Origin of the sequence: Petrimonas sp., assembly GCF_963921705.1 — a bacterium.
Classification (GTDB): Bacteria; Bacteroidota; Bacteroidia; order Bacteroidales; family Dysgonomonadaceae; genus Petrimonas; species Petrimonas sulfuriphila.
Window position 1 is genome coordinate 1307196 of the sequence record NZ_OY997410.1, and the last position, 25037, is coordinate 1332232.

At 43.6% G+C, this 25037-nt stretch carries 20 protein-coding genes; 13 read left to right on the forward strand and 7 right to left on the reverse strand.

Annotated elements, in window-relative coordinates:
- The first annotated feature begins 6 nt into the window (after window positions 1-6).
- From AACM02_RS05465 to cysK, 9 genes are all read left to right on the forward strand, one after another.
- Complete coding sequence (locus tag AACM02_RS05465; RefSeq protein ID WP_214063350.1) at window positions 7-753, forward strand: hypothetical protein; 747 nt, start codon at window positions 7-9, stop codon at window positions 751-753.
- Between the two features lie 101 nt (window positions 754-854).
- A complete protein-coding gene (locus tag AACM02_RS05470; protein WP_339116304.1) occupies window positions 855-1256 on the forward strand; it encodes an acyl-CoA thioesterase in 402 nt (133 codons plus the stop codon).
- 53 nt (window positions 1257-1309) lie between these two features.
- A complete protein-coding gene (gene dprA, locus AACM02_RS05475) occupies window positions 1310-2416 on the forward strand; it encodes a DNA-processing protein DprA (protein WP_214063353.1) in 1107 nt (368 codons plus the stop codon).
- 90 nt (window positions 2417-2506) lie between these two features.
- Complete coding sequence (gene bcp / locus AACM02_RS05480; protein ID WP_332456467.1) at window positions 2507-2965, forward strand: thioredoxin-dependent thiol peroxidase; 459 nt, start codon at window positions 2507-2509, stop codon at window positions 2963-2965.
- Window positions 2966-3030: 65 nt separating this feature from the next.
- The gene (gene recA / locus AACM02_RS05485) at window positions 3031-4044 is read left to right on the forward strand and encodes a recombinase RecA (protein ID WP_339116305.1); all 1014 of its coding nucleotides are present in this window, start codon (window positions 3031-3033) and stop codon (window positions 4042-4044) included.
- Between the two features lie 80 nt (window positions 4045-4124).
- On the forward strand, window positions 4125-4310 hold the full coding sequence (locus AACM02_RS05490; RefSeq protein WP_214062531.1) for a hypothetical protein: 186 nt from the start codon (window positions 4125-4127) through the stop codon (window positions 4308-4310).
- 85 nt (window positions 4311-4395) lie between these two features.
- On the forward strand, window positions 4396-6384 hold the full coding sequence (locus tag AACM02_RS05495; RefSeq protein WP_339116306.1) for a DUF4954 family protein: 1989 nt from the start codon (window positions 4396-4398) through the stop codon (window positions 6382-6384).
- A 275-nt stretch (window positions 6385-6659) separates the two neighbouring features.
- On the forward strand, window positions 6660-7481 hold the full coding sequence (gene epsC / locus AACM02_RS05500) for a serine O-acetyltransferase EpsC (RefSeq protein ID WP_214062529.1): 822 nt from the start codon (window positions 6660-6662) through the stop codon (window positions 7479-7481).
- A 44-nt stretch (window positions 7482-7525) separates the two neighbouring features.
- Window positions 7526-8434, forward strand: coding sequence for a cysteine synthase A (gene cysK, locus AACM02_RS05505; protein WP_339116307.1), 909 nt, complete (start codon window positions 7526-7528; stop codon window positions 8432-8434).
- On the opposite strand, the gene mfd is transcribed toward cysK, so the two are convergent.
- The gene (gene mfd, locus AACM02_RS05510) at window positions 8414-11740 is read right to left on the reverse strand and encodes a transcription-repair coupling factor (RefSeq protein ID WP_339116308.1); all 3327 of its coding nucleotides are present in this window, start codon (window positions 11738-11740) and stop codon (window positions 8414-8416) included. The genes cysK and mfd overlap by 21 nt on opposite strands.
- 146 nt (window positions 11741-11886) lie before the next feature.
- Between mfd and AACM02_RS05515 the strand changes: the two genes are divergently transcribed.
- Window positions 11887-13536, forward strand: a complete 1650-nt coding sequence (locus AACM02_RS05515) for a glycosyl transferase (protein WP_339116309.1) — start codon at window positions 11887-11889, stop codon at window positions 13534-13536.
- Window positions 13537-13693: 157 nt separating this feature from the next.
- Entirely contained in the window at window positions 13694-16261 is a 2568-nt protein-coding gene (gene glgP, locus AACM02_RS05520; protein ID WP_339116310.1) for an alpha-glucan family phosphorylase, read from the forward strand.
- Window positions 16262-16420: 159 nt separating this feature from the next.
- Here the strand turns inward: glgP and AACM02_RS05525 are convergent, their stop codons facing one another.
- The 5 genes from AACM02_RS05525 to AACM02_RS05545 form a co-directional block, all read right to left on the reverse strand.
- Window positions 16421-16876: an AraC family transcriptional regulator gene (locus AACM02_RS05525; protein WP_332456461.1), complete on the reverse strand. Its 456-nt coding sequence runs from the start codon at window positions 16874-16876 to the stop codon at window positions 16421-16423.
- Window positions 16877-16897: 21 nt separating this feature from the next.
- Window positions 16898-17293, reverse strand: a complete 396-nt coding sequence (locus AACM02_RS05530; protein ID WP_339116311.1) for a hypothetical protein — start codon at window positions 17291-17293, stop codon at window positions 16898-16900.
- A 180-nt stretch (window positions 17294-17473) separates the two neighbouring features.
- Window positions 17474-19153: a hypothetical protein gene (locus tag AACM02_RS05535; RefSeq protein ID WP_339116312.1), complete on the reverse strand. Its 1680-nt coding sequence runs from the start codon at window positions 19151-19153 to the stop codon at window positions 17474-17476.
- 316 nt (window positions 19154-19469) lie between these two features.
- Window positions 19470-20231, reverse strand: coding sequence for a hypothetical protein (locus AACM02_RS05540; RefSeq protein WP_339116313.1), 762 nt, complete (start codon window positions 20229-20231; stop codon window positions 19470-19472).
- A gap of 190 nt (window positions 20232-20421) precedes the next feature.
- Window positions 20422-21489 carry a SusC/RagA family TonB-linked outer membrane protein gene (locus AACM02_RS05545; RefSeq protein ID WP_339116314.1) on the reverse strand — a complete coding sequence of 356 codons (1068 nt, stop codon included), beginning with the start codon at window positions 21487-21489 and terminating at the stop codon, window positions 20422-20424.
- Window positions 21490-21564: 75 nt separating this feature from the next.
- Between AACM02_RS05545 and AACM02_RS05550 the strand changes: the two genes are divergently transcribed.
- Together AACM02_RS05550 and AACM02_RS05555 are read left to right on the forward strand one after the other, a co-directional pair.
- On the forward strand, window positions 21565-21870 hold the full coding sequence (locus AACM02_RS05550; RefSeq protein WP_339116315.1) for a transposase: 306 nt from the start codon (window positions 21565-21567) through the stop codon (window positions 21868-21870).
- A 50-nt stretch (window positions 21871-21920) separates the two neighbouring features.
- Entirely contained in the window at window positions 21921-22676 is a 756-nt protein-coding gene (locus AACM02_RS05555; protein ID WP_339117436.1) for an IS3 family transposase, read from the forward strand.
- Between the two features lie 923 nt (window positions 22677-23599).
- Here AACM02_RS05555 and AACM02_RS05560 read toward each other — a convergent pair.
- A complete protein-coding gene (locus AACM02_RS05560; protein ID WP_339116316.1) occupies window positions 23600-25036 on the reverse strand; it encodes a RagB/SusD family nutrient uptake outer membrane protein in 1437 nt (478 codons plus the stop codon).
- Between the last annotated feature and the right edge of the window lies 1 nt (window position 25037).

The following is a 25037-nucleotide window of genomic DNA, read 5'->3' on the forward strand; positions in this document are numbered from 1 at the left end:
AAAACGATGAATCCAACAAGAAATATTCTTATGTTGCTTGTGGCATTTTTCGCCATAACTCTTTCTTCCTGCGTTTCGGTAAAAAAAGAACCCGGACAAGTTCAGGAATTCACATACGGGAAAAGAAACGGGGGAAGCCTTATCACGTTAAAATTTGAGAAAGGAAAAGAACATAATCACCCGCTTTTTGCTATCTGGTTAGCCGATTCCGAAGGTAATTTTTTGCAAACTCTTTATGTGTCCGAAAGCATCGGGACTGGGGTATTCAAACATGTGAGCCGCGAAGCCGGACGATGGATGGCGGGCGAGATTCAGCGACCGGCAGCCCTTCCTTATTGGGCTTATCAACGAAACATAAGAAATGAAGCCGGAACGTTGTTGCCGACTCCTCAACAGCCTGTCCCTGATGCTTATACAGGAGCTACGCCGTCGTCTTCTTTCGTTTTTTATCTCAACACCGACAAACCGTTGAACGGGGTTTATACGTTGTTTCTGGAATTGAACCAATCGTGGGACTGGAACGAACACTGGACAAACAACAAATTTCCCGGCGACAATGAATACAAGACCTCGAGCCAGCCGGCATTGGTTTATGTGACTAAATTAGACACAAATAGCCGGGAAGAGATGGAGTTAAAGCCGGTTGGACACAGCCATTACTCGGGCAAGGACGGAAAATTATACGATAACCTGAATACATTGTCCACCGCTCTAAAAATTGCAAACAAAATTACTGCTGTCGTTAAACCTTGATGAGGATTTGCTTTTAAAGGATTTTTGCCCGATATTGCCTTGATGCATATACTGGAATTTCGTACTTTTGTAATTATTACTTAACCCGAAGTGCGTTTTCTATGGATCCTATTTTTATATATACAATGAAGGTGCGTGATTATGAGTGTGATACGCAGGGCCACGTCAATAATGCCAACTATCAGCATTATTTTGAAGTAACACGCCATGAGTTTCTGGAGAAGGTGGGATTGAATTTTTACCAACTTCATAAACAAGGAATTGATGCTGTTGTGTCTCGTGTGGAAATCCGATACAAAGTTCCGTTAATCGGAATGGACAGGTTTATTTGTACGGTTTCCCGGCTGGAGAGGATAGGGTTGAAATATATTTTTCATCAGGAGATTGTCCGTCAATCCGATAATGTGCTTTGTGCCCGTGCAAAGATCGAAGTGGTCAACCTGGTGAACGGAAAACTTTCACAACCCGAGGTCTTTGACGAAGCGTTTAAGGAGTATATTTAGAGTAAGGAACAAGGGACAAAGAGATATTCTAAACTTTAAATCTCAATCTCATGATAACCGACAAAACCCTATATCAGATTGCGTTAACCTGTATTCAGGGCGTCGGAGTCGTACATGCACGTAACCTGATGAGGGCTGTTGGGGATGAGAAAGCCATATTTAGTGAGAAAACAGGGAGTTTGGAGAAACTGCCGGGTTTATCGCGACGTTTGATCCATGAGATCCGTAATCCGGAAGTATTGAGAAAAGCTGAAAAAGAACTGGCATTTGTTGAGAAAAACAATATTCAGACACTTTTTTATACGCAACACCATTATCCCTCCCGGTTAACTAACTGTGTTGATGCGCCTGTTTTGCTGTACGCAAAAGGCAACACCGGCTTTAATGCGCCAAAAGTGGTGAGCATAATCGGGACGCGTAATGCAACCAGATACGGATTGGAGTTTTGTCAAAAATTTGTCCGGGAATTGTCAGGGCTTTTCCCCGATATACTTGTTGTGAGTGGCCTGGCATACGGAATAGACATCTGTGCGCATCGCGCTTCGTTGCAAAATAATGTTTCAACGGTTGCGGTACTGGCACACGGATTGGATAGAGTTTATCCGTCTGTACACTGGAAAACGGCCATAGAGATGTTGGAAAGGGGAGCCTGGATTACCGAATTTCCGAGCGGCACCGAACCCGATAGATTCAATTTCGTAAAACGGAACCGTATCGTTGCCGGAATGGCAGATGCTGTGGTTGTTGTAGAATCGGGAGATAGAGGAGGTTCACTCATTACTGCAGATATCGCCAATTCCTATTATCGCGAAGTTTTTGCCATACCCGGAAGAATAACCGATGCCCGATCATCGGGATGCAATAATTTAATCGCTTCAAACAAAGCCGTATTGATGCAAAATACAGTCGCCTTCATCGAACAGATGGGGTGGGACACAGCCGAAAAACCGGAACAACCCGTGCAAAAAGAGTTGTTCCCGGACCTGAACGAAGTGGAAGAAAAAGTTTTTCGTGCGCTCAACGGGGTTGAATCCATGCACGTGAACAAGCTGGGAATCGAACTCAACTTACCGGTTTCGGAGTTGTTCTTTACATTGCTTGAGCTCGAAATGAAAAATGTTGTAAAAGCCTTGCCGGGAGGAATGTATAAATTGGTGTGAATTTTTCCCGTATCCTATTGCGGAAGGGAATCCTTTCTTATTTAAAAAATCACTATCTTTGATCTCTCTACCACAAAAAAAAGAAAAATTATGGCACTACAGATTGGAGACAAAATTCCCGAAATATTGGGTACCGGTCAGGACGGGAAAACAGTGAAATCAACTGATTTTACAGGAAAGAAACTGGCACTTTATTTCTATCCGAAAGATAACACGCCTGGATGTACGGCTCAGGCCTGCAGCCTGCGGGACGGATATCAGGACCTGAAAAAAGCCGGTTATGCAGTTGTAGGTGTGAGTGTAGACAGTGAGGATTCGCATCGGAAATTCATCGAAAAGTTTGACTTGCCCTTTCCGTTGATTGCCGATGTGGATAAAAAGCTGGTTCAGGAATTTGGTGTTTGGCAGGAAAAGAAAAATTACGGCAAAACCTATATGGGTACAGTCCGCACCACATTTTTAATTGACGAAGCCGGTATTATTCGCCATATCATTGAGGGTCGAGGTGTGGATACAAAAAACCATGCAGAGCAGATATTGAATCTGTGAGAGGAAAATCTTATGCTTCGCTTTGAGCGGCTGACAAGAAACAAATAATAAAAAACGAAAATATTATGGCAGAAAAAGAAACCCCACAAAACAGTGAGAAACTCAAAGCGCTTCGTGCGGCGATGGATAAGATTGAGAAAACCTACGGAAAGGGTGCGATCATGAAGATGGGCGAAGAAAAAGTAGAGGAAGTATCGGTTATTCCAACAGGCTCGATAGGATTGAATGCAGCCCTCGGCGTTGGCGGATATCCGCGTGGTCGGGTTATAGAGATATACGGTCCCGAATCATCGGGAAAAACCACGTTGGCCATTCACGCCATTGCCGAAGCACAAAAGGCAGGCGGTGTGGCTGCTTTCATCGATGCAGAACATGCTTTCGACCGGTTTTATGCCGAAAAACTGGGAGTAGATACCGATAACTTGCTTATCTCTCAACCCAGCAGCGGCGAAGAGGCGTTGGAGATTGCCGAGCAGTTGATTCGTTCATCGGCAGTGGATATTGTTGTGATTGACTCTGTGGCGGCGCTTACCCCCAAGAAAGAGATTGAAGGCGATATGGGCGATTCGAACGTAGGATTGCAGGCCCGGCTGATGTCGCAAGCGTTGCGTAAACTCACTTCAACGATAGGGAAGACAAATACAACCTGTGTTTTTATCAATCAGCTAAGGGAGAAAATCGGAGTGATGTTCGGCAATCCCGAAACTACCACAGGAGGTAATGCCTTGAAATTCTATGCTTCGGTTCGTTTGGATATCCGCCGTATTGGCCAGTTAAAAGATGGCGATGAAGTACACGGAAGCCAGACCCGCGTAAAAGTGGTGAAGAATAAAGTGGCACCGCCTTTCCGTAAGGCCGAATTCGATATAATGTACGGTGAGGGAATCTCACGCGAAGGAGAGATTGTGGACTTGGGTGCTGAACTGAACGTGATTAAAAAGAGCGGATCGTGGTACAGCTACAACGACTCGAAGCTGGCTCAGGGGCGCGATGCTACAAAAGCGGTTATCAAAGATAACCCCGAGTTGGCGGACGAACTCGAAAAGCTGATCTTTGAAGCGTTGAAAGAGAAAAAATAGGTCCTATTAAGTCTCTCTTCTTTCTGTGTTGGACAAACTCCGACCCGTACGGATAATTTTCATCTTTAAAATTAACGATTATGGGTAAAAAAACGCAAGGGAGCGGCTCCGCAGGGGATGCAGTGTATGGACTCGGAGTGATTGGCGCGGCCGTCTGGTACATCTCAACTGCTGCCACTTTCTGGATGGGAGTACTGGGTTTTCTGAAAGCAATTGTATGGCCTGCTTTCCTCGTCTACGAAGCTTTTAAGGCTCTGTTGGGCTGATCGCTTAAAACTAACTTTTTTACCCGTATGCCGTCGTGAGCGTCATACGGGTTTTTTCTATATTTTTGCAACAAAAATTATAGTCATGCAGGAACTAAGGAGTTTAACACCGCAAGAAATTGAACGGCTTCAAAGCCAGAATTGCGAATGTGCCGACTGGACACGTGTAAAGGTGAGTGCCGGGTTCAACCCTCACTTTATTAAAAATACCCGGTTTTCGGGAAAGATAAAGTTAGGCGTGTTGGAGAATGAGTTTGAGCTGGCGGGAGGATTAAAAAAACACTCCTGTATCAATAACGCTGTTATCCACAATTGTGAGATCGGTAACAATGTGGTAATAGAGAACATTCAAAATTACATAGCCAATTACCTCATCGGTGATGATTGCTTCATACAAAACGTGGACGTTATTCTGGTCGACGCTAAGACAGCTTTCGGAAACGGGACGGAAGTAAATGTATTGAACGAGTCGGGAGGGCGCGAAGTACATATCCACGATAAACTATCCGCTCATTTCGCTTATGTGTATTCGCTTTACAGGCATCGGCCGAACCTGATCAAGCGCATGAAGGCGATGGTCGATTATTACGCCGGAAAACATGCTTCGGATATGGGAAGCATAGGAAACGATGCCATGATTGTGAACGTGGGATACATTAAAAACGTGAGGATCGGCAGCTTTTGCAAGATCACCGGCGCCATGAAGCTGAAAAACGGCAGCATCAACAGCAACAAACAGGCACCCGTCTATGTTGGCAGGAACGTCATTGCCGAGGATTTTATTATTTCTTCGGGTTCCCGGATCGATGGTGGATGCATTATTTCCCGCTGCTTTATCGGCCAGGCATGCCACCTCGATCACGGATATTCAGCCTCCGACTCGCTCTTTTTCAGCAATTGCCAGGGAGAGAACGGCGAAGCCTGCGCCCTTTTTGCCGGGCCTTATACGGTAACCCACCATAAGTCCACATTGCTCATAGCCGGTATGTTCTCGTTTATGAACGCCGGATCGGGATCCAATCAAAGCAACCACATGTACAAGCTGGGGCCCATTCATCAGGGAATCGTTGAGCGCGGCGCTAAGACAACGAGTAATTCCTATGTGCTCTGGCCGGCAAAGGTAGGCCCTTTCTCCTTGATCTTAGGCCGGCACTACCACCACTCGGATACTTCGAACTTGCCGTTCTCTTATTTGGTGGAAAACAACAATGCGACACACCTGGCTCCGGCCATAAACCTGAAAAGTGTGGGCACCATTCGCGATGCCAAAAAATGGCCCGAACGGGACAAGAGGAAAGATCCAGACAAGCTCGATTTTATCAATTTCAACTTGTTGAGCCCCTATACCATCCAGAAAGTATTTGCCGGAGTAAGTATTTTGAAGAACTTGCAGGCAACGGCAGGCGAAACCTCCGAAATCTACACCTATCAGAGTTGTATCATCAAAAATGCTGCCTTAAAAAGAGGACTGGAGCTGTATGAAATTGTCATTCATAAATTTTTGGGAAACTCCATCATAAAAAGGCTCGAAAATACCCGTTTTGCTTCAAACGAAGAGATCAGGAATAGATTGAAACCGGATACAACGGTTGGTTCGGGCGAATGGGTGGACATTTCCGGGCTGATTGCTCCGAAATCGGAGATCGATCACCTGCTCTGTCAGATTGAAAGTGGTGAAATTACGAAGCTGAAAGAGATCAACAACGTTTTTAAACAGCTTCATGAGCAGTACTACACCTTGGAGTGGACGTGGGCATGGGAGAAAATTCAGGAGTTCTATAACTTAACTCCCGCGACGATAACGGCTGAAGACATTGTCGCTATTGTGGAAAAATGGAAAACTTCGGTGGTAAAGCTTGATGAAATGATTTACACCGATGCAAAGAAAGAGTTTTCGTTGTCTTTCAAAACCGGATTCGGTTCCGATGGGAACATCCAGGACCAGGCCATGGACTTTGAATATGTTCGCGGAGCTTTTGATAAAAATCCGTTCGTAATGGCTACCCTTAAGCACATTGAAGATAAAAAAGCGTTGGGTGACGAACTTATCGAAAGGATTAAAAATGTAAAATAAAACAGCCTGCTGTAGTTCAGATTTGTTGTTGAAGAACAGTTTTTTTATTAAATGTTATTTTTTTAGGGACAAAAATGAACAAAACAACAAATGTGGGTGTTTTCATTTCAAATAAGTTATATCTTTGCTACTTCCTAACGTAAAAAATGAATAAGAAGCGAATGCATATTTGTTGTTGCTGTTGTTGATCACCACCTCCCAATCGATTAACAAGGGCTGGCCCTCTGTTCCTTTCAGCAAACAAATAAAAATTATTCATTAAAAAAACTCTTCTTATGATAAAAAAGACTTTTGAACTTATCAATAAGTTTCAACCGTTGCCCGTACAAATCCCCATTGACAAGTGTAAGCTGGAAGAGGTGGTTAAAACGCTCTTTTCGCAAATGTTCCCTGTCTGCGAACGGATTGATATGGGTGACATTCACGAAAAGCTAAAGGATTGCGCCCGGGAATTGAGTGTAAACATTGCCCGCTTGAAGGATCAGCAGTTTGCAGACGAAGCTGTGTATAAATTCTTCAGCCGGTTTCCTGAAATTCAGGATCTTTTGTACGAAGATGCAAAATGCTACCTCAAAAATGATCCGGCAGCCAAGTCACTCGAAGAAGTAATCATCACTTATCCCGGTTTCTTTGCACTGAGTGTCTACCGGATGGCGCACGAACTGCATGTGTTGGGTGTACCTCTTATCCCGCGCCTTTTTGGTGAATATGCTCACTCAAAAGTCGGAATCGATATCCATCCCGCTGCTAAAATCGGCAAGAATTTATTTTTGGATCACGGTACTGGGATTGTGATTGGTGAGACTGCCGAAATAGGCGACAACGTGAAAATCTATCAGGGCGTAACGCTGGGAGCGCTCTACGTGGAAAAAAAACTGTCGGATGTAAAACGGCATCCCACAGTGGAAGACAATGTGGTTATTTATGCCAATGCTACCCTTTTGGGAGGGGAGACGGTTATCGGGCACGACTCAACCATTGGTGGCGGTGCGTGGTTGACACAAAGCGTTATCCCCTATTCGCTGGTTTACAACTCGGTGGATGTTAAGATCAGAACGGTAAAAAACTTTGTTCAGCCTCTTGACTTTATCATTTAAACAAAAACATATAAGGTATTCATAACATTTTAAAATTAACAACAATGAGATTTAACAACATTCTGGAATCAATCGGGAATACACCTCACGTACGTTTGAGCAAGTTGTTCCCCCATCACGAAGTATGGATTAAACTGGAAAGACAAAATCCAGTAGGGAGTATCAAAGATCGTATTGCTCTGGCAATGATTGAAGATGCGGAGAAAAAAGGGATCTTGAAGCCCGGAGGAACCATTATAGAACCCACATCGGGAAATACCGGTGTAGGGCTTTCTTTTGTCGGTGCCTACAAAGGGTATAAGGTCATTATCGTGATGCCCGAATCCATGTCGGTTGAACGACGTCGCCTGATCGGGCTTTTTGGCTCGGAACTGGTGTTGACACCCCGGGAGAAAGGGATGAAAGGTGCCATTGAGAAAGCCCTGGAGCTTCAATCCGGAATTCCGGGATCCTGGATCCCGCAACAGTTTCAAAACCAAGCCAATGTAACGGTTCATGCAGAGAAGACGGCAAAAGAGGTACTCAATGATTTTCCCGAAGGGTTTGATTACCTGATTACGGGGGTAGGTACCGGTGGCCACATTACAGGAGTGGGGAGAGAGCTAAAAAAGAAGTTTCCTTCCATTCAGGTCATTGCCGTTGAGCCGGCGGCTTCTCCCGTTATTTCCGGCGATAGTCCCGGCCCGCATACCATTCAAGGCATCGGAGCTGGCTTTATCCCCGACACGTTGGACCTGAACGTGCTCGACAGTGTCATCAAAGTATCCAACGAAGACGCCTTTATATACGCCCGTAGGCTAGCACGAGAGGAGAGTATTCTCGGAGGGATCTCCACCGGTGCGGCTATTGCTGCCGTGGCGCAGAAAGTGTCGCAACTGACCGAGAAAAAGCGGATATTGACGTTCAATTACGATACGGGAGAACGGTACTTGTCAGTGGATGGATTGTATTAGCGCAATCGCTGCCTCAACGGTTTTTACATTCCGGATGATTACCGATCGTTTTTTGCCGGCTTCCCGTAGCTGGCAGTCCCGCGGATGAGTCTGGATGAAGTTTAGCAGTTTGTCGAAAGCCGTTGAGCGGTAATAAGGCGATTCGGCATCGGAGATAAGGAAGAGGGTCATTCGGCCGGTCTTCAGGAAAATCTTTTCGATACCTAGTGATTTAGCAAGCCGGCGAAGCCGCACGATACGGATAAGCTCTTTCCCTTGTGCGGGGATTTTACCAAAACGGTCTTCCAGCCGTTGGGTAAAATCCATGATTTGTGTCTCGGATTCCATGTTGTCCAACTCGCGGTACATGGCTACCCGTTCGGCATCGTTGGGGATATAGGCTACCGGAAACATCAGCTCCAGGTCACTCGCTACGGTCACGTCGTCGACAAAATCCTCTTCCCTTTCGGCCTTCAGTTCCTGTTGTTCGCGATAGAGTTCGGTAAACTCCTCCTTGCGCAATTCCTGTACGGCTTCTGCCAGGATCTTCTGGTACGTCTCGTAGCCCAGGTCGGCAATAAATCCGCTTTGTTCTGCACCCAACAGGTTACCGGCACCCCGGATATCCAGGTCCTGCATCGCGATGTGAATGCCGCTGCCCAGCTCGGAGAAATTCTCAATAGCCTGTAACCTTCGCCGGGAATCGGTGCTGAGAGTGTAGAGCGGTGGAGCCATCAGGTAACAGAACGCTTTGCGGTTACTCCTTCCCACGCGTCCGCGAAGTTGGTGGAGGTCGCTCAGCCCAAAGTTTTGAGCGTTGATAACGATAATAGTGTTCACGTTGGGCATATCAATTCCCGATTCGATAATGGTGGTTGCCAGCAGCACATCGTACTCGTGATTCAGAAAATCGGCAATAATGGCTTCCAGTTTTTTCGGATCCATCTGTCCGTGAGCTACTGCAATACGGATGTCTTTGACCTCGCGCCTGAGCAGCGCTTCCATTTCGTAAATGTTCTGTATGCGGTTGTTGACGATAAAAACCTGCCCGTTCCGGCTCACCTCGTAGTTGATGGCCTCTTTCATCACCTCCACGTCGAACGTGTGAACCTCCGTTTGTACAGGATAACGGTTGGGGGGAGGCGTGTTTATGGTGGAAAAATCGCGAGACCCCATCAGCGAAAACTGCAACGTTCTGGGAATAGGGGTAGCGGTCATCGTGAGCGTGTCGATATTGCTTTTCAGCTGTTTCAGTTTCTCTTTGGTGGATACGCCGAACTTTTGTTCTTCGTCTATGATCAACAGGCCCAGGTCGTTGAACTGAATGTCTTTGCCTACCAGCCGGTGAGTGCCGATGATGATGTCTATCTTGCCTTCTTTCAGCTCGGAGAGGATCTGTTTTTGTTCTTTCGCCGAGCGGGCGCGGCTCAGGTAATCCACCCTTACAGGAAAATCGGACAATCTCCCGCTGAACGTCTTGTAATGCTGGGTGGCCAGCACGGTGGTCGGGACCAGCACGGCCGTCTGTTTTCCATCGGTGGCTGCTTTGAAAGCCGCACGCACGGCCACTTCCGTCTTGCCGAAGCCCACGTCGCCACACACCAGCCTGTCCATCGGGTGGTCGCTTTCCATGTCCTGCTTGATCTCTTGTGTGGTTTTTAACTGATCGGGCGTATCTTCATACATGAATGAGGCTTCCAGTTCGGTTTGCAGGTAGGTATCTCTTGAGTAGGAGAATCCCTTTTCGTTCTGTCGCTGGGCGTATAGCTTGATCAGGTCGCGGGCGATATCCTTTATTTTTGTTTTGGTCCTTTCCTTTGTCCTTTCCCACGCACCGGAGCCTAATTTGTTGAGTTGCGGAGACTCTCCTTCTTTGCCTTTGTATTTGGATATCTTATGAAGGGAATGGATGGAAACGAATACCGAATCGTTGTTCAGGTAAGTTAGCTTGATCACCTCCTGCACCGTTTCTCCGATACGAAGGCGGACCAGTCCCGCAAATTTTCCGATTCCGTGATCCAGGTGAACCACAAAGTCGCCTTGTTGAAGCTGGTTAAGCTCCTTTAATGTGAGTGCAATCTTTCCGGAGCGGGCCTTCTCGGATTTCAGGTTGTATTTGTGGAACCGGTTGAAAATCTGATGATCCGTAAAGCAGCAGATTTTCAGCGATTCGTCCGAAAACCCTTCGTGCAATGTTTTGTTTACAGGCGTGAACGGAATATCGTCGCCCCTGTCGTGGAAGATGGTGTTCAGACGCTGGTGCTGTTTTTCACTGTCGCTAAGGATGTAAAGGGTATAGTTGTTTTGCAGGAACTGGTTGAGCGAGTCCGAAATCAAATCAAAATTCTTTTGAAACAACGGTTGCGGAGTTGTTTGAAACTGCAAGATGGCATCCGGGGTGTCCGTCAGTTTCGTATCGAACCGCAGGTGTGTGAACGGTTCAATAGATGACAGGAACTCTTCTTTCGTGAGCAGGTCGGCTTTAACCAGTTCCTCGTTACTGATGTCAATGCTCAGCTCATCGTTGCAGATACTTTCAACGCGGCTTTCTATCCAGCGGATATCTTCAATCGCGATAATCGTCTCCCGGGTAACAGAGTCAAAAAGCGATGCGTTTTTGTGCTTGCTTTTACCGAATTCAGGGACGATACGGATTTCGACGAACTTCTCTACAGAAAGTTGGCTTTCAACTTCAAAGCTGCGAATGGTTTCCACCTCGTCTCCAAAGAAATCGATACGGTAAGGCAATTCGTTCGAAAAGGAAAAGACGTCCAATATACTTCCGCGAGTGGCATACTGTCCGGGTTCGTAAACGTAATCCACAGCGGTGAAACCGTAAGAGTCCAGTACTTCCGATACAAAACCGGAATCCACCTGCTCACCCACCGACAACCTCAGGGTGTTTTGCTGAAGTGTTGCCTGAGAAACCGTTTTTTCTGCCAGCGCATCGGGGTAAGATACGATGAACAACGAAGAGTCGTTGTTTTGTAAACGACTCAACACTTCGGTGCGGAGAATTTCGTTTGCCGGATCCATCTGTCCGTACTTGGCAGCACGTTTGTAAGCCGAAGGAAAGAAAAGGATGTCTTTCGTTCCCAGGATCTGTGTAACGTCGTGATAAAAATATCCTGCCGTTTCCAGGTCATTGAGGATAAAAAGAAAGGTCCGCGGTTGTTTGTTATAAAGCGTTGCCGAGAAAAGTGCACGCGAAGAACCGTGCAAACCTTTCACTAAAAGTGTTTCTACCTCTTTCAGCAATTTGTTTGCGGCCGCTACGTTGGGGTGAACCTCAAGGATCCGGAGCAATTGAGAGATGTCTGATACCATCGTTTATAAATTCGGGGCAAAGGTACAAAGAAATTACGATTTTAGATTTACGGATTGTGCCTGTGATTATGATATTTTTAAGACTTCCCTTTTCGCTTTTTCACTTTAAATCTGTATCTTTGTCTTTCAAATTACAGTTCTTTTATATGCAAATGGATGCAAAGCATACTCCCGACTACATCTTCGAAGCAAGTTGGGAAGTGTGTAACAAAGTTGGCGGTATCTACACCGTTTTATCAACGAAGGCAAATTCACTACAAAAATTATACAAAGACAAGGTTTTTTTTATCGGCCCCGATGTTTTACAACCATCGGATAATCCCTGGTTCCTGGAAGAAAAGGAACTTTACGCCGATTGGAGAAACTTTGCACGGATAAACCAGAACCTCGAGATACGTGCCGGAAGGTGGAATGTACCTGGAAATCCCATCGTTTTTCTGATTAAGTTTGACCGGTTTTTTGAACAAAAGAACAGCATCTATTCAGAGATGTGGCTCGATTTTGGGGTAGACTCCATGTATGCTTACGGAGATTACGACGAGTCATCGATGTTCGCCTATGCTTCGGGGGTGGTTATAGAAAGTTTCTATCGGTTTCACCGTTTGGAGGCGTGCCATGTCATTGCGCACTTCGATGAGTGGCAGTTAGGTATGGGAGCCTTGTACATCAAGAAATATGTTCCGAAAATTGCCACAGTTTTCACCACCCACGCCACGGGAGTAGGACGCTCTATTGCCGGAAACGGGCTCCCGCTCTACAATCACCTGAAAAATTATAACGGCGATCAGATGGCGCGCCAACTGAATATGGTGGCCAAGCATTCCATTGAGAAAAGGGCGGCACAAAGTGTGGATTGTTTCACTACGGTAAGTGATATTACGGCACAAGAGTGTTCGCAGTTTCTTCAGCGTCAGCCTGATGTGGTGACTCCCAACGGATTTGAGAAAGACTTTATCCCCAACGGATTGAACTATAGGCGTACCCGAAAAAAGGCGCGTGAAACGTTGCTGAGTGTTGCGGAGAAACTATTGGGGCATTTTGTTCATCCCGATGCACTACTGGTAGGAATTAGCGGAAGGTATGAATACAAGAACAAAGGTATCGATGTTTTTATCGATGCGTTGGACACGTTGCGCAAGATGCCTCAATTGTCCAAAGATGTGATTGCATTCATTATGATCCCTGCTTGGATAAAGGGTCCCAGGGAAGATTGGCAATCGGCACTTTATACAACTCATCAGCTGCAGGATATTGAAAACGACAAGATTGTAAATTACCTGAAATACCTTGGATTTAGCAATTCAGAGCAGGAGAGGGTAAAAGTAATTTTTGTTCCGTCTTACCTGAACGGATTCGACGGTATCTTCAATACGGATTATTACAACCTGTTAATTGGTCTGGATGTTTCTGTTTTTCCGTCCTATTACGAACCGTGGGGGTACACACCGCACGAGAGCGTTGCCTTTTCCATTCCTACCATCACGACAACGCTGGCGGGTTTTGGTGTTTGGGCAAAGAAAAATGGAGATACAGAGAAAGGTTTATCCGATGGGGTACAGGTCATTTACCGGGACGACAGCAACTATAAAGTGGTGGCAGAGGAGATTGCAGCCACCCTATACGACTTTACACTCAAAAGTATAGATCAGGTGAATGTGTTGAAAAAAATGGCTGCGGAACTTTCCGACAGGGCAGATTGGGCACATTTCATCACCTATTATCAGGAAGCTTATCGCAAAGCATTGCACAACTCTTTTATACGGTTATCGAAACCGGCAAGATACAAAGCCGATTAAATGCTTATATTTGCGAAAAAGAATAAAAACTTTTAGACGATTGGGTAGTTAGATGGTCAGACTATCTTGACGTTTAAAAGTGTAGTGGTCTGAAATTCTGATGATTTGAATTCAGACCAAAATCAACATTAAAAAATCAACATTTAAACGATAAAAAATGATTATTAAAGCGAGTTATTCAAACACTCCGGTATGGCATGATGTGCACGTACATTCAATTTTGCCGGAAGAGTTAAGGCCGTTGGAAGAAATCGCCCATAACCTTTGGTGGGTTTGGAGCGAGGAGGCAAAAGAAATTTTTGAATTGCTGGATTATGAGGAATACGAAAAGTGTGGTAAAAATCCGGTAGCGTTACTTCAAAACTTGCGTACTGAAAAAACGGAGGAAATTATGAAAAATACCGATCTGATGGCTAGAATAGGTCGGTTACATCAATCATACAAAAACTATATCGGTGTTCCTTTCGATGCAGATCGGCCCAGTATTGCTTATTTCAGCATGGAATACGGCCTGTCGCACGTGTTGAAGATTTACTCCGGTGGACTCGGCGTTCTGGCCGGTGATTACCTGAAAGAAGCAAGCGACAGCCGGGTTGATATGACTGCTGTCGGGTTCCTGTATCGCCACGGATATTTCACCCAAGCCCTTTCGGTAGACGGGCAGCAAATAGCCAACTACGAAGCCCAAAACTTTGGTTCCTTACCCATAACGCAGGTATTGGATGAGCATAACAAGCCTGTTGTCCTTGAAGTGCCTTTCCACGACAGAATCATCTATTCAAATATCTGGAAAGTATCGGTAGGGCGTATTCAGTTGTATCTGATGGATACAGATCTTGAACATAACAGCGAATATGACCGGTCCATAACCTACCAACTTTACGGAGGGGATTGGGAAAACCGCATGAAACAGGAATATTTGCTTGGCGTAGGAGGAATATTGCTTCTGAAAAGGCTAGGAATCCGGAAAGATGTGTATCACATGAACGAGGGGCATGCAGCCCTTATCAGTGCTAAGCGGTTGCGCGATTATGTGCAGGAAGAAAAACTGTCGTTCAACGAAGCGTTGGAGGTTGTACGTGCATCCACCCTTTATACGGTACACACCCCTGTTCCTGCCGGTCATGATTATTTTGAGGAGTCGCTTATCCGGAAATACATGGAACCTTTGGTCAACAAGATAGGTATCCCCTGGTATCAGTTTATGGATATGGGACGTGATAATCCGGGTACAAACGAAAAGTTCTCGATGAGTGTTTTTGCGTTGAACACCGCACAGGAATCAAACGGAGTAAGTAAACTTCACGGCCTGGTTTCTCAAGAGATGTTTCAGCCGGTCTGGAAGGGTTATTTTCCACAGGAACTCCATGTGGGCTATGTTACCAACGGTGTCCACCTGCCGACCTGGGCAACTTCATCGGTAAAGAGGATTTACGAGAATAACCTGGGCGAAGATTTTTACCAGGATCAGTCTAATCCCGAGATATGGAAAAAGGTGTATGATATCAGTGATGAGGAGATTTGGGGATTACGCATGCACTTGAAGGAGAAGCTTGTCGATTACATCAAGAGTGAGTTTGTTGATGGGTGGTTAAAAAATCAGGCTGCCCCCACCCGGATCATTTCGATGCTCGATGAAATCAGGCCGGGTTCTCTGATCATAGGATTTTCGCGCCGTTTCGCTACCTATAAACGGGCTCATTTATTGTTTTCAGATTTAGACCGTCTGGCAAAGATACTGAACAATCCCGAGCGCCCGGTTACGTTTATTTTTGCCGGCAAAGCGCATCCTGCAGATGGTGGTGGACAATCGCTCATCAAGCACATTGTGGAAATATCGCGCCGCCCCGAATTTTTAGGAAAAATAATTTTCCTCGAGAACTACGACATGCGTTTAGCTAAACGTTTGGTTTCGGGCGTTGATATCTGGCTGAACACCCCTACGCGTTTACAGGAAGCTTCGGGCACATCGGGTGAAAAAGCCATTATGAACGGCGTGTTAAACCTTTCTGTATTGGATGGCTGGTGGTACGAGGGGTATGTCGAAGGGGCCGGTTGGGCGTTAACCGCAAAACGGACTTACGAAAATCAGGCTTTCCAGGATGAACTGGATGCATCGACTCTTTACACCATGCTTGAGTCGGAGATTATCCCGCTTTATTATGCGCACAACAGCAACGGATATTCGCCTCAGTGGGTGAAGTTCGTGAAGAAATCGATTGCAGAAATAGCCCCGCATTACACGACCAAACGGATGATGGACGACTACTTCGACCGTTTTTATATGAAGCTGGCACAACGATCGAAAAAGCTTGCCGAAAATAATTATGCGAAAGCTAAGGAAATCGTTCGTTGGAAAGAAGATACCGCATCTAAATGGGACAAGATCGAAGTAATTAAACTGGAGTTTGAGCCGGTACAGGAAGTAGATATAAATAACGGAAAAAACAAGATTTACGGCGAAGTGGTTATCGACAAGAAAGATATTGCTGCCGAGTTGGGACTGGAGTGCGTGGTGGTTGACTACGACTCAACTGCCAATAAAGTTGAATTTGTTGAAAAGTACGAGTTCAACTTGTTGAAAACGGAAGGTTCCCGACTTTTCTTCCAAACCAGAGAAGCGCTAAACGACCCGGGCACACACCAGTATGCTTTGCGTATTTATCCGAAAAATCCGGATCTGCCGCACCGCATGGACTTTGCTTACGTGAAGTGGATTAGTTAAAAAAAACGCCCCGTTCTGGGGCGTTTTTGCATTGATTACATCCACAATGAAGTTTAGTTGAATTTATAAGAAGAATAGTTCGTACGGGTTTTGTATAACCGGACGTTTTTTTGTTTCATGAAAATTGCGCAACAATAACTACTCCTTTTTGCAAATTAATCAAATTGCATTTTTGTTTTCCTGCATCCTGTTTCTGAAAGGCGGGATGCCGAACTTGTTGGAGTAGGCATTCACCAAGTGTGTCAGGTTGTTGAAACCGCATATTTTTGCAATATCGGAGATCGAGAGGTCCGACTCCAATACCAGGTGTTGCACTTCTTCCATTTTGCGGTCAAGCATCCATTGATAAGGCGTTTGATTGAAGTGCTTTTTAAAATGTCGGGTAAAAGTTTTCAAACAATCGTAGTTGCATTTTTGTGCTAATTCGCTGACGTTTTTGGATTCGGGATAATTAGCGACCACACTTTCCTGAAATGAGTTCTTTTTCGAGGTGTGGGGGATGAATTTTACCAGTACAATTTCCTTTCTGGGCGATGATTTTACAAAGGCCCTTTTTCCGTCTGAAAAATTAAACGTACAGGTACTTACGTCGGAAAATACATATTTATCTACCATGGCTTCTCTTGTTTTAATGGATTACCTACCTACTGCTTCTTTTGTAAAAGTGCCTTCATAAACCTCGCTGTCCAAAATGATGCGAATGGTATATGTGGCTGCCCTCAATGTTCCAATGTTTATCACTTCGTAGCCCATTTCGTTCACATCGAAATAATACTGTGCCGAAGTTCTTCCTCCGATTATCTGCACTACGGCCGTGCCGGTAAAATCTACCACAGATATAGCAACGGTTGTCTTGCCGTCGGTGGTGGCAGCTACTTCTACGCCTGTTACCCCACGGGTTGTTCCGCCAATCTTACTAAATACAATCTTATCCTGCTGATCGTTTACCTTGTTGGTTTCGGTAACAGCAAAAGAAGAAAAGAAAAGCGTGCTACAGATTAACGCCATTGTATAAAAGAGTTTTGTTTTCATAGGAATAATTTTATTATGAATTACAGACACAAATTAATAAACAACAGACAAGAAAAACAATACCCAAGTTGAATTTTAACGGTAGAATATAGGGTAAATAATTGATAGTAAGTGTATTGATCGGATGGATTTTAACGCTACCAAAGGTGGTTGAAACGATGATTTTGCAAGAAATGTGTGCTAAGAATTGAAAAATTGAGCGGCATCGATCCCGTTTTCTGTCAATTTTTTCTTCAATTGCGATTTTCTTGCGCGAATACTTTCTATTGAAGTATTCATAAAAGTGGATATTTGCCTGTTGTCTGCCTTGCAAACCAACAGCATCAACATGATCTTTTCGTTAGCATTGAAAAGTTCCGCAGCTTCCATTGATAAGTTGGTGTATAAAGAAAATGTATTCTCGTCGGGTATCAGGTTCTTGGGCATTTCCCTCAAATCGGATTCGGCCGTATGTAATATGTTGTGCATGTTTTCGTATATCTTAGGATGTGAAGAAACATACCGTTGCGACAGGGTATTGAAATTTTCCTGTAGCGACGTAAGCCTGTTTGAAATGTACCCATACAGCTGGATAAGCCAGTCCCTTTTGTTTGCTTCTTCTTCCAGCAGCTTAGTTTCGATGGCTCGTGTTACTGCTTCGTGCTCCAACTGCATCAGTTTTATTTTTGCCTCGCGGCGGTTTTTTACGTTCAGCATAATCAAAATAGTGGCAAGCATAGCGAGCAACAAGGCTATAATAGCAATAATAAGCGTGTTCTGTTGCGATTTTAACGCGATATTTTCGGCTTCGGAAAGGTCGTATTTTTTTTCCAGTTCCATGACCTGGGTATTTAACCGGTCTTTCACCGATTTTTCATACAGATCAAAAGCTTTTTGCCGATAAGTATTGGCCAAAAGGTAATTCTGCTGTTTTTCAGCAATATTGGCTACGTTCTCATATAATAAATAATTGCCTTTATTGACTTCATCAATAATATTTTCAAGAGCTATTTGTCCATAAAGCATAGCACTATCTAGCTGATTTAATTTGCCATATCTGTCTGAGAGTGCAAAGTATAAACTGGAAAAATCAATGTCCTCTTTTTGAGATTTTGTTAGCGTTAATAATTTTTTATCGCATTCCAATGCTTTTTCAAATTCTTTTGTAGCTTCAAAATAAACCGATTGTGCATTTAAAATAAGATAATTTTTATCAGTAATTTTATCGAAAAAGAAAGAAAGAGAATCCAAGTATTTTTTCCCTGCGTCAAAATCGGATTGAGCCATTTCATTCCAGTAGATAGCCAAATAGGCATCAAAAATGTGGGTAGAATCTTTTTTCAGTTTAGCATTATGGAGCGATTCCTGAAAATACTTGTCTGCCAACACGTAACTTGCGTTATTGAAATGGGTGTTTCCCAGGAAGTAGTGGAGGATGTATCCGGTTGCCGGATCCGGGTTTTTATAGGTATGAAAAATGTGATCGGCTTTTTTTAAAGGTTCGTATACGGTGCTGTCTGTTATTCCCATGCGGGTACGGACAATGCCCTTGTACGTGAGGGCGCGGATATAGTTGTTGCTGTAGGGCTCGTGGAGGTGATAGTAGTCTGCTACCCTGGTAATCAGGGAGTCGCTTGTGAATTCAAAATAGGTTTTATCGTCCGAGATTGTTTTGAGCAGGTTGTAGTAAGCACGGTTTTCCCGTGAAAGAGTTTGCGGGTTAATGGTTTTCAGGCTGTCTGAAACAGCTTCGGGGTTATTTTCCAACAGGTTATCCCATTGTGTAAGTATTTTGTGTATTTCACCATTTTCCCGTCCATTGCAAGAAATGAAGAGCACCGCTGCAGCCGCAGCAATGACTATATATATGAAATGGCGCATTTTCTTGAAATTTATTTAAGGCAAAGATAATTTTTTTTGTTGAATTTGTTTAATAAAAAGGACAAGATTCAGATTTAATGTTGGTTTTAGTTTCTTAAAGTTTGGGATGTGCTGCTTTTATGTTGAAAGTTTAAAGTTTAGAGGTTGCAGTAACTTTTTATATGTTTCAAAAACATAAGGAGAAATTTAGATAATATTGTGTTAGGAGAAATTAGCTTCAATGTAGTTTAGCAGGAAGTGCTTAAAGTAAAAGACCCCTCGCGGTAGGCGAGGGGTAGTGAAAACATTTTATACAAATAGCGTTTTAATTACTCTCTTAAGGCATTTCCAGTACTTCATAATATCCTCCAAAGGAACGACCGTCAGGAATAACAAAGTTGGCTACAAACGTATACGTTTTACCGTCAATTTCGCAGTATTCCAAGTAACTAGGATCCCAGGATACCATACCGTAAGTCGAGTGATTATACCCCATTGGCTGTTTGGCAAATGAGATTTTCCCGTCTTTAACAGAGAATTCGATCGGATATCCTTTGTAATAACAATCCGGTAACCTGTAGTATTCTGCTTCTTCCGCTTTTTGTACTATTTGTGGCCACGATTCCTCAAAGAATTCAGAAGTGAATGTTCCGGTTCCAAGAGACTTGAACGTCAGTTTGCGTTGTGCGAAAATTTTCATTTTCTCATTGCCGTTCGGTGAAACCTGACTATCATCGGTAACTACTAGCTCAATCTCATACTTTTCACCCCCAAATTGGGTGAGGTCTGGATAAGTAAACGTTAGATACGCTTTATTTTCTCCATCGGCAAAGTCGAATTGTGCTTTTTCAGGAGTAAAAACGCCCCCTGTTTTATCCGTAATAGTTACAGGAATCGAAACTGCTCCTTTAGTGTTGCCTCTCCACAACTCAACTGTAATCTGATTATTGTCAGCCGCAATCATCGAAAAATTTACAAGAGTAGAGGGGAACGAGACTTCTGCTTTATCTCCAAGAGCATACTTTACGCCCTCTTGCTGGCAGGAACTTGCCATGAAAAGTACGGCTATTACACCAGTTAGTAATATTATTTTTTTCATAAATGTTCGTTTTAATTGTTTATTCCTCAACTCCTTTGATCGGGATTCTGATCAGTATTGGCATCCATATTCTCGTTCCCGTCAAATTCGGCTTGCGGGATCCATAAAATAAAAGCAGGCGAGGCCGGATTTGTATTTACAGTCTGGACTTTACCGGTGTGGTTCGATCCTTCAAAATCCCTGTTAAATCCTAATTTGCGCGTCCGGAATATCGTTCAAAATTAGTAAATTTAACCAGACCTTCTTCCTTCAGGTAGCCTAAAGAAAACATGTAATTGGTTTTAGTGGTACCGCCTGCTACATTCATCTGGTATTCCTGACGCAACGGATTTTTAGCCGTGGAATTATCGAGCCAGTCTTCGTTCCACTTTAGTGTCGTGCCGTCATAAATTTTACCGGTGGCATGGTCTATAAGTTCTAATGCCGAACGACTAAACGGATTATACTGCATGTTTTCTCCGAAAATTTTAGTAGGTCCGGTCGCCATTTCCTGAAGAGCAGCAGCACCGGCGTTGGCAGGAGGGACACCATTAGCCATCATTTTGTTCTTGTACATGAAATAAACGTCTTCCGTCCATTCGTAAGCGTTTAAGGTTTCGTAACGAGGTATTGCACGAGAAGAAACGCCCCAGTTAGTTTTAAAATTAATGGATACATTGCCTTCTTTCCCTTTTTTTGTAGTGATCATGACTACACCGTTTGCACCGCGTGCTCCGTATAACGCACCAGCAGATGCATCTTTGATGATAGTCATTGATTCAATGTCATTGGGATTTATAGCATTGATGGCGCCGTCATAAGGTACACCATCCACTACATACAACGGAGTTGTTGAGGCATTAATTGACCCGAAACCACGGATAATAACTGCAGCTCCTGCCCCAGGTTGTCCTGAACCGGAAGTAGTTTGTACACCTGCTGCCATACCATCCAACGCTTTGGTTACGTTGGCAACCATTCGTTTCTCTATCTTATCCGATTTGACTACAGAGGCTGAACCTGTGAAAGATTCCTTCTTAGCTGTTCCGTATGCAACAACCATTACTTCCTCCAATAGTTCTGAGTCCGTAACTAATGTTACTCTCACATTGGGACTTACAGGTACTTCCTGAGTTGTATATCCCACGTAGGAAATTACCAGTGTGCTTCCTGCTGGAGCAGTAATAGTAAAATTACCATCAGCATCGGTAATGGTTCCCTGCATTGTGCCTTTCACTTGTATAGTTGCACCAATTGCAGGATCTCCATTCTCATCCACCACGGTTCCCTATAATACTCCCAATAATTCAGACCACAGGGTAAGTTTAATAAAAAACGATTAAATTTGCTCATTATGTCAACAAGAAGAAAGAAACACAGTGCAGCTTTCAAGGCCCAGGTTGCGATAGAGGCAATCAAGGAAGCTGAAACACTTAGCGAGCTGGCCAAGCGGTTCGATGTGCATCCACAAATGATCTCCAACTGGAAACGGGAGTTCCTGGCCCGAGGAGCAGAGATATTCTCAACCAAGGCCCCAGACGAGGAGGTTGCCAAACGGGAGAAGGAATTGTATGAGAAAATAGGCCGTTTGGAGGTAGAAGTGGATTTTTGCAGGAGGGCCTCAGAGCAATTGGGGATACTGAAGTCCTCAAAAAAATAGTATCCCCGAGAGATGATTTGAGCCAACGACGCCAGTGTGAGCTTCTCGGATTGAATCGCAGCATGCAGTATTACAAGCCTGCCGTAGAGGATCCTGCAAACCTCGAACTGATGCGTCTGATGGACGAAGAATACATGGAACATCCAACAAAAGGTGTTTTGGGGATGGTTGATTTCCTGCGTGCAATGAGTATCCTGACAGGTCCGAAGCGTGTCCGTCGATTGCTTCGTAAAATGGGCATCATGGCCATTTATCCGAAACGAAACCTCAGTAAGCTTGGATTGAGCAAATACATTCATCCCTACAGGCTTAGAGGTCTTGAGGTCACGCACTCGAATCATGTATGGTGCATCGATATCACGTACATACCCATGGCAAAAGGATTCCTTTACTTGACGGCTATCATTGATGTATATAGCCGGTATATTGTTGGCTGGGACATTCACAATACGCTGGATGCTGAAAACAGCCTGAATGTGCTTCGTAAGGCAATCCTCGTGCATGGCAAGCCGGAGATTGTAAACTCTGACCAAGGCTCTCAATTTACGTGTCCAGGTTGGATAGCGTATCTTGAAAGCCAGGAGATCACTATCAGCATGGACGGGAAAGGCAGGGCGCTTGACAACGTCTGGATAGAACGCTTCTGGCGCACACTCAAACAAGAATATGTCTATATTTGTCCGGCCGGGAACGGCAACATACTGCGAAAGGGGTTGATTAAGTTTATCACCTATTACAACAACCGGCGACAGCATCAAAGCCTTGATAGAAAAACGCCCTTTTCCTGGTATGAGTATGCAGCCTGATTCGTTTCCATTGCAAACAAAGGTAATGCCTGTCCCGGAACCTGTCAAGGCTGTGACAAGCGACCTAAAGAGAACCCGTTCCAGGCACAGAGAGTGGTTTACAATGGGAACGAACTAAACTTAAAAACGAGATCCTATGGTCTGACAAGTGGGGAGTAGAACACCCCGCACTTGTGTTTGAGCTAGCATGACCCCCATTCCAATAAAGAACAGGGCTAAAAACACAGTTAGTCTTCTTTTCATAAACTCTACTTTTAAATTAAACAATTATATAAGTTTCTATTCTTTTTTTGATAAATATTTCCCAATTCCTAAAGGAAATTATAAGAAAAGTCACTGCTTTTTATGAATAAAAGACACAGAAGATTGCACAAAAAATGTGTTGCGCTTTATTCATAATAATTAACACAGATTTAATATTCATTTGATTTACAAATATAAATTAAATTTTTATCATAAAATGTTTTTTGCTATTTTTTTTGAGGTTTGTTTGTTGATTGATTGAAAAATTGAATTTGTATGTAACACTTTTATTGTTTAAGTGTTCTGATCTATGTATTAACATGTAAATTTGCCATAAAGATGTATTTACTTTTGGCTTTTCCTAATCATGTTTTCCTTTAATGTTGTGAGAGTAAAATGTAAACTGTTCAATTTTTTAAGGTCCTATTCAGAATGATGGACAAAGAAGACATGGTTTTTATTGTAGAGGCAATCCGTACCTATCGGGGGAGGTCAATATGGAGTATGTAGGAAAATGATTGCCGAGACGCAAGGATTACTTGTAACAAAATTTTTTGTCTCAATTATTTAGATGATCTTCAATAATATATTGCCAAGATTTTTTAATAAATAAAAGCGAAGTGCTTATAAAACACCTCGCTTTTAATTTATTGTAAATTAATAAGATAACAAACAATGAATCAATATCCCTTATTTTGGACTAAGTTACCTTTTGATTTTTCTACATCATAACTTGGAATAGGTAATGCAAAATAATTGCTAGGATAATCGATGGCTGTGGCTGTAGCTGCACCTCTTCCGGCAGGAATTCCCTTTTCGTTGCGGAATAAGTCGAAGCTTGAATGTCCTTCGAAAGCCAATTCACGACGTCTTTCGAGTAAGATTTCTTCAACTAAAGCCAAGTTGTTTGCAAAATCCGCTGATGTATAAGTTTTATCAGGATTTGAACGTTTGTGTATTTGGTTAAGGATCGTAATAGCTTCCTCTTTATCGGCTGAAGTTGCACCCGGTTTTTTCATTAATGCTTCTGCCTTGTTTAACAATACTTCAGCATAACGGATTATGGGTGCCCAATCGGATGAAGTTTTTCTGTATTTATTACAATACCAACTATTTTTACTACTATCGAAAAATAAGCACTCCGTCTTTCTTGCATCTTCATCCGATAATAAAGCCAGGTAAGCTTGACTTACAGATATATCAGCACGTCTGTTATATCCGTAATGTTGTCCTAGAGCGTTATTGGTATTGGGATTATCGTTACTATTCATAGCTACGGAGAAGATGACCTCACTGGAGTTTGCTGGATCGTTGGTGGACAAGAGTGTTTTTGCATCCAATTCATAACCGGTTACTTTGTCGGCATATTCAATGACTTTATCATAATTTTTCATATACAGGTAAACCCGGCTTAACATAGCGTTAGCCGCTCCTGATGTTGCTGTAGCACGTCCTTCGTAGACATCGTCTCTTGTAGCGGGTAAGTTGGTTTCTGCATATGCGAAATCTTCAATGATTTGTTTATAGCTGTCTTCAATAGAAGCACGTTTAACTTCAGGTGCTTCAGTGAATGCCGATCCACCGTCAAAAGATCTTAAGATAAGAGGAATTCCTAGATTTTCGGTTTCTTTCACGTACATTTGACCCCAAAAATTCAATGCATAGAAGTAAACAACACCTCTGATAAATTTGGCATCTGCTGCATAGGCTTTATATTCGTCATCTGTTATGACATTGTCTGACTTGGCTCTCTCTATCCCCTCTAAAAATGCATTACATTCACCTACCGTCCGGTATGCCCCTTGCCAGGCATTGGTTGTAGTAGCATCACTTGCCGTATTGCTGAAAGTTGACATTAATCCGAAGAACGTTGGCGGATTAACATCTAATCCTCGTGCATCCACATAAATCTGAGCTCTGCCTCCTAAAAATTCTGCATTTTGAAGTGCATCGTAAAGTCCCATATTGGCCGCGGCAATTTTTTCAGCATTTGTGAAAATTTGATCTGCTGAATCTCCCATATAGTATGGGTTATCATCAAGTATATCCTCTTCGCAGGCTGTTAGGAGCAACGCGGAAAATAAGACCAGATATATATAATATTTTAATTTCTTCATA